Genomic DNA, 12,726 nt, shown 5'->3' on the forward strand with positions numbered 1-12,726 from the left:
ATCTCCCGCGGCGAAGGGGTATCGGGTACGGTCATGCTTCCTCCGCGAGCCGCGCGAGCAACGCCTTCAGCGCCAGCGCGCGATGGCTGTGCGCGTTCTTCACGGCAGGCTCGAGTTCGGCGGCCGTCGCGCCGAGCGACGGCAGGTAGAAATACGGGTCGTAGCCGAATCCGTGTTCGCCGCGCGGCGTATCGACGATCTCGCCGGCCCAGCGCCCTTCGGCGAACAGCGGTTCCGGATCGTCCGCATGGCGGACGAGCGCGAGCACGCAGCAGTAGTAGGCGCGCCGGTCGTCGACGCCGCGCAGTTGCTCGACGAGATACGCATTATTTGCCGCGTCGCCCTTGTCGCGGCCCGCGCGCTGCGCATAGCGCGCCGAATAGACTCCGGGCGCGCCGCGCAGCACACGCACGCACAGGCCGGAATCGTCCGCGATCGCCGGCAGTCCGGTGAGTCGCGACGCGTGCCGCGCCTTGGTCAGCGCGTTCTCGATGAACGTGCCGAACGGCTCTTCCGCCTCCGGCACCGCGAGGTCGCCCTGCGGGACGATCTCGATGCCGACCGTCGAGAACAGCGCGGTGAATTCGCGCAGCTTGCCCGGGTTGTTCGATGCGAGCACGATGCGCGACAGCGGCGCAAGGATCAGGTCGTCAGGCATGGCTCGCGCCCAGGACGTCTTTCTGCAACTGCACGAGCTCGGCGATCCCGCCCTGTGCGAGGTCGAGCAGCGCATCCATCTCGGCGCGCGAGAACGGCACGCCTTCGGCCGTGCCCTGCACTTCGACGAAGCCGCCCGCGCCCGTCATCACGACGTTCATGTCGGTGTCGCAGCGCGAATCTTCCGCGTAGTCGAGGTCGAGCACGGGCGCGCCTTCGTACACGCCGACCGAGATCGCGGCGACGTGGTCGGTGATCGGCGAGCGCGCGAGCTTGCCGGCCGCGATCAGCGTCGACACGGCGTCGTGCGCGGCGACGAACGCGCCGGTGATGCTGGCCGTGCGCGTGCCGCCGTCGGCCTGGATCACGTCGCAGTCGATGTGGATCGTGCGCGGGCCGAGCGCCTCGAGATCGAACACCGCGCGCAGCGCGCGGCCGATCAGGCGCTGAATTTCCTGCGTACGGCCCGTCTGCTTGCCGCGCGCGGCTTCACGGTCGCTGCGCGTGTGGGTCGCGCGCGGCAGCATGCCGTATTCGGCGGTCAGCCAGCCTTGCCCGCGCTCGCGCAGGAACTCGGGCACGCGCTCGGCGACGCTTGCGGTGCAGAGCACCTTGGTGTCGCCGAATTCGACCAGCACGGAGCCTTCGGCGTGTTTCGTGTAGTGGCGCGTGAGGGCGACCTTGCGCAGTTCGTCGGCGCGGCGGCCGCTCGGGCGGGAAACGGAAGACGTCATGGGGAAATCGCGGAAGGGGAGGAAACCCCGATTTTAGCGCCGAACGGCGGGCGTGCCCGGCGGGATGGTCCGCAAAAATGGGATAATGCGCGCTTCTCGCCCCGCGCCTTCCGATGCGCCGGGCGCCTCGATGTATCCCCCGCCCGCGAGGGCACCAGACGGCGAGACGAACCATGATCTACAGCATGACGGGCTACGCGAGCGCGACGCGCGAACTCGCGACGGCCACCGGCAACGGCGGCACCAGCGTGTCGGTCGAACTGCGCACCGTGAACTCGCGCTTCCTCGATCTCAATTTCCGGATGCCGGACGACGTGCGCGCGTGCGAACCCGCGCTGCGCGAAATGCTGATGAACAAGCTGTCGCGCGGCAAGGTCGACGTGCGCATCAACCTGCAGCGCGGCGAGCAGAGCATCGGCGCGGGCGCGCTGAACCAGTCGGCGCTCGGCCAGCTTGCCGATCTCGAACGCGCGGTGCTCGATTCGTTCCCGGGCGTCGGCCGCCTGCGCGCGGGGGAAATCCTGCGCTGGCCCGGCGTGCTCGCCGAGAGCGGGGTGTCGGCCGAAGCGATCCGCGACGCGGTGCTCGCATGCGGCAAGGAAGCGATCGGCGAGCTCGTCGTCGTGCGTTCGCGCGAAGGCGCGCAACTGGCGACGATGCTGCTGTCGAACGTCACCGAGATGGAGGCGATCGTCGCGCGCATCACGCCGCTCGTGCCGGAGCTGATCGCGAAGCACCAGCAGAAGATCGTCGAGCGGCTGCAGGAAGCGCTCGGCCTCGCCGCGCCCGAAGGCGGCTCGACGGTGGTCACGCGCGAGGAAGCCGCGGAGCGCATCCGTCAGGAAGTGACGATGTACGGGATCCGGATCGACATCGCGGAAGAGCTGTCGCGGCTCACCGCGCACCTGAACGAAACGCGTCACGTGATCGAGAAGGGCGGCCGCGTCGGCAAGCGCCTCGATTTCATGATGCAGGAACTGAATCGCGAAGCGAACACGCTTGGCTCGAAAGCGGCGGCGAAGGAACTTGCCGACGCGTCGATGGCGCTGAAGCTGCTGATCGAGCAGATGCGCGAGCAAGTGCAAAACCTGGAGTAAAAGAGATGAAACGACCCCCACGCTCACTACGTTCGTTGCCCCACGAGGGGGCAGCCCGGCGGAGGCTGTCATGATCGAATCCCATCGCGACGGCCACGCGTCGCATTCGCTGCACGGCGGCGTCTATCCCGGTAACCTGTTCATGGTCGTCGCACCGTCGGGCGCCGGCAAGTCGACGCTCGTGAATGCGCTGCTGTCGAAGGACAGCGACATCTGCCTGTCGATCTCGTACACGACGCGCAAGCCACGCCCGGGCGAGCAGGACGGTCAGCACTACCACTTCACGACCGTCGAGGATTTCCGCACGCGTCACGCGGCGCACGAATTCCTCGAGAGCGCGGAAGTGCACGGCAACTACTACGGCACGTCGCGCGTCTGGATCGAAGAGCAGATGAAGAACGGCCACGACGTGCTGCTCGAAATCGACTGGCAGGGTGCGTTGCAGGTGAAGAAGCAGTTCCGCAACGCGGTCGGCATCTTCATTCTGCCGCCGTCGCTCGATGCCCTCGAGGAGCGTCTGAAGAAGCGCGGCCAGGACGAACCGAACGTGATCACGCGACGCCTGCTGGCCGCGGGCAGCGAGATCGCGCACGCGTCGGAAGCGGAATACGTGGTGATCAACGAGAATTTCGAGCGTGCGCTCGCGGAACTCGAATGCATCGTCGCGGCGACGCGCCTGCGTTTTGCTTCGCAGTACGCGCGACACACGGAGCTGTTCATCGAGCTCGGCATCCATCTGCCCCACGCGGAATGACGCGGGGCACGAGGGACATAAGGTAGAATAAGCACTATATTCAGAAGGAATTACCACCATGGCTCGCATTACCGTCGAAGACTGCCTGAAGCAAATCCCGAATCGCTTCGAACTGGCGCTCGCTGCCACCTATCGCGCGCGGCAGCTCGCGCAAGGCCATACGCCGAAAATCGAAAGCCGCGACAAGCCGACCGTCGTCGCGCTGCGCGAAATCGCCGCCGGCCAGGTCGGCGTCGAGATGCTGAAGAAGGTGCCGGTGTAACGCGCATCCGGCCCGTTCCAGCCATGTAGTCCACGCGCGCAACGACTCGACCTGGAGGCGAATATGAGCACCACCCCATCGTCCGCCTCCGCGGATCCGACCACCGAAGCCACGGCTCAGTCGCCTGCGCGCCAGTACATCGACGCGGTCCTCGAACAGTCCTTCCGGCATCTGTTCGGGCCGACCGCCACACCGGAGCAGCCGCGCAAGCACGGCGTCGTTTCGATCGCGAAACTGACGGCCGCGCTTGCCGAGTATCTCGCTCCGGACGAAATCAAAGAGGTCAAGGCGGCGTTCCACTTCAGCGACGAAGCCCACCTCGGTCAATATCGCCAGAGCGGCGAACCCTATATCACCCATCCCGTCGCCGTCGCGGAAATCTGCGCCGGCTGGAAGCTCGACGCGCAGGCCGTGATGGCCGCGTTACTGCACGACGTGATGGAAGACCAGGGCGTGACCAAGAACGAGCTGGCCGAGCGGTTCGGCCCGAAGGTCGCCGAGCTGGTCGACGGCCTGTCGAAGCTCGACAAGATGGAGTTCCGCAGCCGCGAGGAAGCGCAGGCGGAAAATTTCCGCAAGATGCTGCTCGCGATGGCGCGCGACGTGCGCGTCATCCTCGTCAAGCTCGCCGATCGCCTGCACAACATGCGCACGCTCGGCGCGGTGCCGATGGAAAAACGCCGTCGCGTTGCGCGCGAAACGCTCGACATCTATGCACCGATCGCGCACCGGCTCGGGTTGAACAACACGTATCGCGAGCTGCAGGACATGAGCTTCGCGAACTTCAACCCGCATCGCTACGCGACGCTCGAGAAGGCCGTGAAGGCCGCGCGCGGCAACCGCCGCGAAGTGATCAGCAAGATCCTCGAGGCCGCGCAGCGCGCGATGGCCGACGCGAAGATCGACGCCGAGATCACCGGCCGCGAGAAGACCATCTACAGCGTCTACCGCAAGATGCGCGACAAGCAGCTGTCGTTCTCGCAGGTGCTTGATGTGTACGGCTTCCGGGTCGTCGTCGACAGCCCGCTCGACTGCTACACGTGCATCGGCGCGCTGCACGCGCTGTACAAGCCCGTACCCGGCAAGTTCAAGGATTACATCGCGATCCCGAAGATCAACGGCTATCAGTCGCTGCACACGACGCTCGTCGGCCCGTTCGGCGCGCCGATCGAGTTCCAGGTGCGCACGCGCAAGATGCACGAGATCGCCGAGGCGGGGGTCGCCGCGCACTGGCTGTACAAGAACGGCAGCGCGGATCTCAGCGACGTGCAGAAGCGCGCGCACCAGTGGCTGAAGTCGTTGCTCGACATCCAGAGCGAAGCCGGCGATTCGAGCGAATTCCTCGAGCACGTGAAGATCGACCTGTTCCCCGACGCGGTCTACGTGTTCACGCCGAAGTCGAAGATCATGGCGCTGCCGCGCGGCGCGACGGCGCTCGATTTCGCGTATTCGATCCACAGCGATCTCGGCAACCAGTGCGTGGCCGTGAAGATCAACAACGAGCTGCTGCCGCTGCGCACCGAGTTGAAGAGCGGCGACATCGTCGAGGTGATCACCGCGCCGTATTCGAAGCCGAACCCCGCGTGGCTCGGCTTCGTGCGTACCGGCAAGGCGCGCTCGGCGATTCGCCACTACCTGAAGACGATGCGCCTGAACGAGTCCGTGCAGCTGGGCGAGCGGCTCGTCGACCAGAGCCTGAAGGGCTATGGTCTCGCGCTGGCCGATGTCGAGCCGGAAGTGTGGGAGAAGCTCGTGCAGTGGACGGGCAACAAGAGCCGCCAGGAAATCTTCGCGGACATCGGCCTCGGCCGTCGCGTCGCCGCGGTGATGGCCAAGCGCATCGAGGTGCTGATGAGCGGCCGCGACGCGGACGACGATCTGCCGAAGTCCGAGCGGCATCCGGCGCATCACGCGCCGCCGGTCGTGATCACCGGCACCGAAGGGATGTCCGTGCAGTTGTCCGCATGCTGCCGGCCGATCCCGGGCGACGCGATCATGGGTTACATCGGCATCGGTCTGGGCATGGCGATTCATACGACGGATTGCCGGGTCGCGCAGCGCATCCATCGCCGCGATCCGGGTCGCTGGATCGACGTCGAATGGGCGCCGCAGCCGGGCCGCCTGTTCGATGTCGCGGTGAAGGCGCTCGTGAAGAACACGAAGGGCATCTTCGCGCGCGTCGCGGCGGACATCACGTCGGCCGACGCGAACATCGTCCATATCGCGATGGACGAGGATCTGACGCACGAATCGACGGTGCTGCGCTTCGTGATCCAGGTCAGCGACCGCGTGCATCTCGCGAACGTGATGCGGCGCGTGAGAACCAATCCGGACGTGATGCGGATCATGCGCGAGCGCTCGACCGACGACGGTGCGCACGCGCGCCACGACGGCGGCATGCGTATCGAGCGCGAGCGGCAGGATTACTGACGCCGCCCGCGGTGGCGGGCGAATTCGACGCTCGACGGACGGCGGCCTATGGCCGCCGTTTTCATTGGGGCGGCCGAAAGCGCGGAGGATGTTGCCGGCGCTTGTCGAGGGCATTCGGGGCGATGATGCGGGCGAGGAGAGGCGGGCGCAAAAAGAAAAAGGGCTTTCCCGGAGGAAAGCCCTTTTAAGGTGGCGCGGCTGGCAGGATTCGAACCCACGACCCCTTGGTTCGTAGCCAAGTACTCTATCCAACTGAGCTACAGCCGCACGCAAAACGGTACTGCTTCAACTGTCGGAACCTTCTGCGATGGGAAGGCCCCCAAAAAGGTGGCGCGGCTGGCAGGATTCGAACCCACGACCCCTTGGTTCGTAGCCAAGTACTCTATCCAACTGAGCTACAGCCGCACGCAAAAACGAACTTCTACTGCTTTGAACTGAAAGGGCCTTCGGTTGGGAAGGCCCTCGAAAAAGTGGCGCGGCTGGCAGGATTCGAACCCACGACCCCTTGGTTCGTAGCCAAGTACTCTATCCAACTGAGCTACAGCCGCACGCAGAAGCGGAAGTATAGCAGAGTCATATAAAAAGGGAAGCCTTATTCGCGAATAAGGCGGCATGACCTTGGCCGGCCGCCCTTCGTGTACCCTTGGAGGATCAGTCATCCACGTTGAATCTGCATCATGAACAAGGCGTTTGTCAAAGAGTCGGACGGTGACGACGACGATCTCGACCAGGCTCAACCCGCGATTCCGGCGGGCGCGAAGAACTACATCACGCCGGCCGGCCACAAGCGGCTGCGGGACGAGCTGCTGAACCTGATCGACGTCGAGCGTCCCGAGGTCGTGCGGCTCGTATCGTGGGCCGCGTCGAACGGCGACCGGTCGGAAAACGGCGACTACATCTACGGCAAGCGGCGGCTTCGCGAGATCGATCGCCGCATCCGCTTCCTGACGAAGCGGCTCGACCTCGCCGAAGTCGTCGACGCGAGCCGGCAGGAGAACGTCGACCAGGTGTTCTTCGGCGCGACGGTGGATTACGAGACGCCGGACGGCGAGGATCACACGGTGACGATCGTCGGGATCGACGAGGTCGATCTCGATCGCGGCTGCGTCAGCTGGATTTCGCCGGTCGCGCGCGCGCTGATCAAGGCGAGGATCGGCGATACCGTCACGCTGCTGACGCCGGCTGGCCCGCAGCCGATCGATGTCCTCGATGTGCGTTATCCGTCCGCGGACAGCCGGATGTGAGCCGCATGGTCGGCACCGGGCCCGGCCGGCCGTCCGCGAAACCTGCAGTCCAAAAAAAAAGCGCCTCGCGAGGCGCTTTTTCGTGCCGAAACAACTTCGGTCAGAAACGGTGACGCAGCCCGGCGGTCACCGCGATCTGCTTGTTGGTCGACGAAGCGCCGCCGAGGCCATTGACATAGGCGCCGAGGCCCAGGCCGTCCGTGCTGACTCGCTGATACACGCCTTGCACGTACACGTCGGTCCGCTTGGACAGCGCATAGTCGGTCTGCAGGTTGAACTGGTTCCAGCCCGGATGACGGCCGTCCAGGAAGCCGGCGGTGTACGTGTACGATCCGGCCAGCGAGAAGGCCGGCGTGAGCGCGTAGCGCGCGTTGACTTCGTAGTTGTTGAAGCGGGCAAACGTGCCGTCGAGGGCCAGACCGTTCGACACGCCCGAGGCACCCGCGGAGATGCCGAGCGCCCGGTTCACGCGCGATTGCGTGAATACGAAGCCGGCCGTGGCCGGGCCGAACGTGTAGTTCAGGCCGCCGCCGAACACGCGCTGACGCTTGCCGACGAACGTGTTGTCGCCTGCCACCGCGCCGCCGCTGTTGGTGACCGCAGCCGACGTGAGCCCCGAGATGTCGTTGTTCAACTGCAGGTAGCCGGCGCCGATATTGAAGCCGGCGTAGCTATACGACACGCCCGCGCTGTATGCGCGATTGTTCGAGAACTGGGTGCTGTTCGAGAAGCCGTACAACGCGCCGAACTTCAGGCCGCCGAAATTGACGCTCGTATATTTGACGGAGTTGTTGATCCGGAACGAATTGTTCAGGTTGTCGTTGTCGAACGGGTGGGCAAACTGGGTGCCGCCGAATTGCGTCCCGGTCAGCGACAGCGGCCCGATGTAGTCGACGACGCTATCGTATTGGCGACCGAGGGTGACGGAGCCGAACTGGTCTTGCGACAGGCCGACGAACGCCTGGCGGCCAAATTCGCGGCCATTCTGGCCGAGCGTGCCGTTGGCGATGTTGAAGCCGTTTTCCAGCACGAAGATCGCTTTCAGGCCGCCGCCGAGATCTTCCGTGCCGCGCAGGCCCCAGCGGCTGCCGTTGATCTGGCCGCTGCGTTCCGACCATGAGCTGTGCCCGCCCTGATTGTTCGTGTAGGTGATGCCTGCGTCGATCAGGCCGTACAGCGTCACGCTGCTTTGAGCATGGGCTGCAGTAACGAATACACCCGACAACGCGGTGACGATCAGCGTTTTTTTCATGGATCTGTCTCCAAACAGGATGATTGTCGATCGAGCCTGGGGCGGACTGGCCGTGTTTTGCTTGACGCTATAGCCGGTCCGTCAGAGCGGCAGGGCGCGTATCAGAAAGCCATCTGCAGTGTACGGAGTGTGCGGAGCGGGCGTGTCTTACGCTTTAAGAAACAATGTATTTTGGAATCCGCAAGAATCGAAAAATCCGTGTAAACGATTGCGCTGTAAGGGTTTGCGGCGGTGCAGCGAGCGGAAATAACGATCAGGACTACGGATTGGGCGTTGCGTGATCGCGACAGCTGGTCAGCGGCGGGAGGGGGTGGCTGTAGCGCGATTATTGACACATCGGCAATAGAGGTTTGTGTGGAGCATGGATAATGAAAGGTGGTTCTCTCGCTATACTGCGATCTCTGCTTTCCGAAGCAGACTTTTTCGTTGACGGAAAAGATCTCCAAACCTTTGTCGGCGCGACTTCCCAGTCGCGCTTTTTTTTTGCCCCGCTGCCCGGTGCGTTACGGCGTGTACGAGCGGCGCTTGCGCTTGCCCGCAGGCGCGACATCTTTCGCTTCGATCGGGGGCGGCGTGTAGGTCCAGTCTTCCATCACGTAGTGACGGGCATCGAGTGGCGATGCGAGCAGGTTCTGCCAGTGATCGCCGTGCCACGTCATATCGAATTCGGTATCGCACGGCGCTTCGCGCGCGGACTCGACCAGGGCGCGGGACTTGCGACGTACGCGTCCGAGCCGGCTCGCGAAGCGCTTGATTCCGTCCAACCACATGACCCTCTCCTTCCTTTCGGCGTTGATTCAGGATCGCAACGTCGGCGGATTTCCGCAACCGGAAAAAACCCGAGGATTTTACCGAGTCGATTTGTCCCCGGTAGGAATTTCATACCCTGAATTATTGGCGATCGGGTCCCGGTAATATTGACAGGTTTTTGGTGCAAATCAATTAATCAAAGGAGATAGTGTACCGATTCCAGTGGTATTAGCGTCTTTTCAAGAAAGCAGTCGCTAAAAATTTTCTTGACGCACCCGGATTGTCCAATTTATAAAGTCAGCACTCCGTCCTCGGGCGGCGTGCTGGTGCGGGTGCTGGCGCAATGTTTCGGGATTTCGGGAAACGGCTATAAAAATAGCTTTTTTGATCTTATCGAGTGGGGAACGAAGACATGGATACCGGTATCGTGAAATGGTTTAACGATGCTAAAGGTTTCGGCTTTATTACGTCGGACAATGGCGGTGAAGATTTGTTTGCGCACTTTTCCGAAATTCGGATGGACGGCTTCAAGACGCTGAAGGAAAACCAGCGTGTTTCGTTCGAGGTCAAAGTCGGGCCGAAAGGCAAGCAGGCGGCGAATATCCAGGCGGTCTGACGCGCCACGCATTGCCGATCACGTCCGGCCCCCGCATCGCGGGGGCTTTTTGTTCTCCGGGGACGGAACAATCCGGTCCGGGCTGGCCGCGAGTACGCATACCGGTGCATACTCACGGAAGCATCGTTTTCCTGTCTTTTCATGTCAGATTCCCGTCCGTCCGATCCCGCCAGCGAGCAGCCGCTCGTCTTCGTCGACCTTGAAACCACCGGCGGCTCGTCCGCCGACCATCGGATCACCGAAATCGGCGTGGTCGAAATCGGACCGCTCGGCGTGTCGACGTGGACGAGTCTCGTCAATCCGGGGCAGGCGATCCCGCCGTTCATCCAGCAACTGACGGGCATCTCGGACGCGATGGTGCGCGATGCGCCGACGTTCGCGTCGCTCGCGCCGGCGCTGTTCGAGCGGCTCGACGGCAAGCTGTTCGTCGCGCACAACGCGAGCTTCGACCGCGGCTTCCTGCGCGCCGAATTCGAGCGCGCGGGCCTCGCATTCAATCCCGATGTGCTCTGTACGGTACGGCTGTCGCGCGCGCTGTTTCCGCGCGAATCGCGGCACGGGCTCGATGCGTTGATCGAACGGCATGGGCTCGTTCCGGCCGCGCGCCACCGGGCGCTGGCCGATGCCGATCTGCTCTGGCAATTCTGGCGCCAGTTGCACGACATCGTGCCGCTCGAGCGGCTACGCGACCAGATCGCGCGGACGACACGCCACTTCCGGCTGGGCGGCGATCTGACCGAGGCGTGGCTGGATACCGCGCCGGCAGGGTGCGGCGCGTATGCGCTCTTCGGAGAGCGTGACGAAGCGCTGTATGTCGGCCGCAGCGTGCGCGTACGGCAGCGGCTGCGCGCGCTGTTGACCGGCGAGCGCCGCTCGTCGAAGGAAATGCGGCTGGCGCAGCAGGTGCGTCGCGTCGAATGGCGCGAAACCGGCAACGAGCTGGGAGCGATGCTTGCCGAAGCGCAATGGATCGCCCGGTTGCGCCCGTCGTACAACCGGCGCCCCACGGCCGACGCCGCTCGCGGGGGCGGTGCGCCCTGGCCGTTCGACGGCGCTGTCGCGTTCGAGGCAAGCGGCGAGCGCCGCCTGTTTCATGTGATCGACGGCTGGTGCTATCTCGGTTCGGCGGAATCGCTCGATGCGGCCGCGCGGCTTGCGGCCGACGCGGCGGGCGGCGCATTCGAACCCGCGTTCGAACCCTTCACCCATCGCCTGCTGCAGACGCATCTCGCGCGCGGTCTGCAAGTGATTCCGCTCGTGGCGCTGACACTCGCGGACTGAGCGCCGCGGCGCGATCCGCGCCCGCCGCATTAGCCGATCGCGCTGGCTCCACCGGCGGCACAGACATGCGACAGCGCGGTATCGAGTGCCTGCGTCTGCGTGGAATCGTAGCGCGTGAGCGTCTTCCAGTTTGCAATGCTGCGCGCGAGCCGCGCCTGGCAATCGGGCGCATCGCGCAGCGGGGCGACCTGCGCGAGACCGGCGAGCATTTTCTGCGTCAGCCGATCGAGTGCCGGGCGCGTGCTGGTCGCGAGATCGGGCGGCGTGCCTTCCGGCGGCCGGGTCGTGCGCCAAGTCGTGAACAGCGCGTTCTGCACGTCCTTGCTTGCCGCGATCTGATCCTCGAAGAACGCCCGGGCGAATGCGGGATCGACGCCGGCCTGGGCGGCGCGTTGTTCGACCGCGGTGAGCAGTGCCGCTTCGCGCGGCTGGTCCTCGATGGCCTTGTGGTTCGCCCATTTCCATCGCGCGACCGGTTCGGCGAGCGCGAGGCGCTGCGATGCGAGCGCAACGACGTTGGTGAGGGCGGTGTCGTCGCCGTCTGCACGGGCGGTAGGCGCAGACAAAAAGAAGGTGACGCCGAGCACGGCGACAGCGAGGCTGGCACGAATGGCTTGCTTCATCGGAACGATCGGGAGAGCCGGGCGGGCCGGACGTGGAAAACCAGAAGGATAGACGAAGACAGTCGCGCGGCGCAGCGTCGCGACAGGAGAATCAGCAGGCGAGCTGATCCGGCACCGTCAGGCTGTTGCGGCCCGGGTGCGAGGCGAATTGCGCGCGAAGCGCACGAATGGACCGCACGATAGCGATGATCGACACGTGGCGGTTACAGAACCGAACTGACGTTCACTTCGGCGCGTACAGCTTGTGCTGCTCGTCGAAGAATGCCCGAACGTGCTCGGGCAATTCGGCGAGGAATTCCACGCCGACGGGTTCCGGATCCGGGCTCATCACTTGCTCGGGCGGTGGCATGCGAGTTGGTCTTTCGTCCATGATCGTTTCTCCAGCAGGTTCAATGATTATCAACCTCGCGCTCGGATTTATGCCAGCGGCGAATCGTTAGATTTTGTCTCTGTTGTATTAACGGCACATGGGCTCCGACGCGAGGCGCGATGCCCGGTATTGCAGGCTGCGCAATCGGCAACAATCGGGCCGCTTGTTATACTTGCGCGCACTTTTTCCCGGACCGCAATGAGACGAACGACGCGATGGATCGGCCTCGTATGGCTGGCGCTGGTACTGAACGTACTGTCGCCCGTCGTCGGCTACGCGCGTCTCGCGTCGAGCGGCTCCGGCGCGCTCACGCTCGAGTTGTGCAGCGCGGCCGGCGCCCGTCAGGTCGTGCTGGCGCAAGCGGGCGACGGCCGCGACACGTCGTCGTTCGACCATGCCGGCGTGCCACATTGCGTGTACTGCCCGGGCTTCGCGGCGAACGTCGCACTGGGCACGAGCCTGCCCGCGATGCCGGGCTTCGTGCGCACGTTCGCGTATCGGGCGGCCGCGCCGATCGTTCCCGATGTGCCCCGCAAGGGCATCCGCCTCGCGCAGCCGCGCGCCCCGCCTGAAAACGTTCCGGTCTGATTGATGTCGTTCGCGCGCCCCGGTGGCGCGCGAGCCGCCCGCGGCCCCGGTCCGCGCGTCGCGCCGTT

General features: G+C 64.5%; 14 protein-coding genes and 3 tRNA genes. 8 read left to right on the plus strand and 9 right to left on the minus strand.

Annotated elements, in window-relative coordinates; all coding sequences use genetic code 11:
- Positions 1–31 precede the first annotated feature (31 nt).
- Together rdgB and rph are read right to left on the minus strand one after the other, a co-directional pair.
- A complete protein-coding gene (rdgB, locus tag CFB46_RS08760) occupies positions 32–658 on the minus strand; it encodes an RdgB/HAM1 family non-canonical purine NTP pyrophosphatase (RefSeq protein ID WP_089499765.1) in 627 nt (208 codons plus the stop codon).
- Complete coding sequence (gene rph, locus CFB46_RS08765; protein WP_027783820.1) at positions 651–1,391, minus strand: ribonuclease PH; 741 nt, start codon at positions 1,389–1,391, stop codon at positions 651–653. Before rph ends, rdgB begins: the two co-directional genes overlap by 8 nt.
- A gap of 173 nt (positions 1,392–1,564) precedes the next feature.
- Between rph and CFB46_RS08770 the strand changes: the two genes are divergently transcribed.
- The 4 genes from CFB46_RS08770 (at position 1,565) to CFB46_RS08785 (ending at position 5,934) form a co-directional block, all read left to right on the plus strand.
- On the plus strand, positions 1,565–2,488 hold the full coding sequence (locus CFB46_RS08770; RefSeq protein WP_027783821.1) for a YicC/YloC family endoribonuclease: 924 nt from the start codon (positions 1,565–1,567) through the stop codon (positions 2,486–2,488).
- A 70-nt stretch (positions 2,489–2,558) separates the two neighbouring features.
- Positions 2,559–3,242: a guanylate kinase gene (gene gmk, locus CFB46_RS08775; RefSeq protein WP_027783822.1), complete on the plus strand. Its 684-nt coding sequence runs from the start codon at positions 2,559–2,561 to the stop codon at positions 3,240–3,242.
- 58 nt (positions 3,243–3,300) lie between these two features.
- On the plus strand, positions 3,301–3,504 hold the full coding sequence (rpoZ, locus tag CFB46_RS08780) for a DNA-directed RNA polymerase subunit omega (RefSeq protein WP_006025620.1): 204 nt from the start codon (positions 3,301–3,303) through the stop codon (positions 3,502–3,504).
- Positions 3,505–3,567: 63 nt separating this feature from the next.
- Positions 3,568–5,934 (plus strand): RelA/SpoT family protein, encoded by a 2,367-nt coding sequence (locus CFB46_RS08785; RefSeq protein ID WP_027783823.1) that lies wholly within the window; start codon positions 3,568–3,570, stop codon positions 5,932–5,934.
- Positions 5,935–6,124: 190 nt separating this feature from the next.
- On the opposite strand, the gene CFB46_RS08790 is transcribed toward CFB46_RS08785, so the two are convergent.
- The 3 genes from CFB46_RS08790 to CFB46_RS08800 form a co-directional block, all read right to left on the minus strand.
- A tRNA-Arg gene (locus CFB46_RS08790) sits at positions 6,125–6,201 on the minus strand.
- A 61-nt stretch (positions 6,202–6,262) separates the two neighbouring features.
- Positions 6,263–6,339: transfer RNA gene (locus CFB46_RS08795), tRNA-Arg, on the minus strand.
- Between the two features lie 66 nt (positions 6,340–6,405).
- A tRNA-Arg gene (locus CFB46_RS08800) sits at positions 6,406–6,482 on the minus strand.
- A gap of 129 nt (positions 6,483–6,611) precedes the next feature.
- Between CFB46_RS08800 and greB the strand changes: the two genes are divergently transcribed.
- Positions 6,612–7,178 (plus strand): transcription elongation factor GreB, encoded by a 567-nt coding sequence (greB, locus tag CFB46_RS08805; RefSeq protein ID WP_089499766.1) that lies wholly within the window; start codon positions 6,612–6,614, stop codon positions 7,176–7,178.
- A 100-nt stretch (positions 7,179–7,278) separates the two neighbouring features.
- Here the strand turns inward: greB and CFB46_RS08810 are convergent, their stop codons facing one another.
- Both CFB46_RS08810 and CFB46_RS08815 read right to left on the minus strand, forming a co-directional pair.
- On the minus strand, positions 7,279–8,430 hold the full coding sequence (locus CFB46_RS08810; protein ID WP_027783825.1) for a porin: 1,152 nt from the start codon (positions 8,428–8,430) through the stop codon (positions 7,279–7,281).
- 503 nt (positions 8,431–8,933) lie between these two features.
- Positions 8,934–9,200, minus strand: a complete 267-nt coding sequence (locus CFB46_RS08815) for a hypothetical protein (protein ID WP_089499767.1) — start codon at positions 9,198–9,200, stop codon at positions 8,934–8,936.
- 392 nt (positions 9,201–9,592) lie between these two features.
- Here CFB46_RS08815 and CFB46_RS08820 point away from each other — a divergent pair, with 392 nt between their 5' ends.
- Together CFB46_RS08820 and CFB46_RS08825 are read left to right on the plus strand one after the other, a co-directional pair.
- Positions 9,593–9,796 (plus strand): cold-shock protein, encoded by a 204-nt coding sequence (locus CFB46_RS08820; RefSeq protein WP_027783827.1) that lies wholly within the window; start codon positions 9,593–9,595, stop codon positions 9,794–9,796.
- A gap of 141 nt (positions 9,797–9,937) precedes the next feature.
- Positions 9,938–11,077 carry an exonuclease domain-containing protein gene (locus CFB46_RS08825; protein WP_089499768.1) on the plus strand — a complete coding sequence of 380 codons (1,140 nt, stop codon included), beginning with the start codon at positions 9,938–9,940 and terminating at the stop codon, positions 11,075–11,077.
- A 29-nt stretch (positions 11,078–11,106) separates the two neighbouring features.
- On the opposite strand, the gene CFB46_RS08830 is transcribed toward CFB46_RS08825, so the two are convergent.
- Positions 11,107–11,700 (minus strand): chorismate mutase, encoded by a 594-nt coding sequence (locus tag CFB46_RS08830; RefSeq protein WP_089499769.1) that lies wholly within the window; start codon positions 11,698–11,700, stop codon positions 11,107–11,109.
- Positions 11,701–11,923: 223 nt separating this feature from the next.
- Positions 11,924–12,070 (minus strand): hypothetical protein, encoded by a 147-nt coding sequence (locus CFB46_RS35845; protein ID WP_006476612.1) that lies wholly within the window; start codon positions 12,068–12,070, stop codon positions 11,924–11,926.
- 198 nt (positions 12,071–12,268) lie between these two features.
- Between CFB46_RS35845 and CFB46_RS08835 the strand changes: the two genes are divergently transcribed.
- Positions 12,269–12,658, plus strand: a complete 390-nt coding sequence (locus CFB46_RS08835; RefSeq protein ID WP_027783830.1) for a DUF2946 domain-containing protein — start codon at positions 12,269–12,271, stop codon at positions 12,656–12,658.
- The last annotated feature ends 68 nt before the right edge of the window (positions 12,659–12,726 follow it).

Origin of the sequence: Burkholderia sp. HI2761 (genome assembly GCF_002223355.1) — a bacterium.
Lineage (GTDB): Bacteria > Pseudomonadota > Gammaproteobacteria > Burkholderiales > Burkholderiaceae > Burkholderia.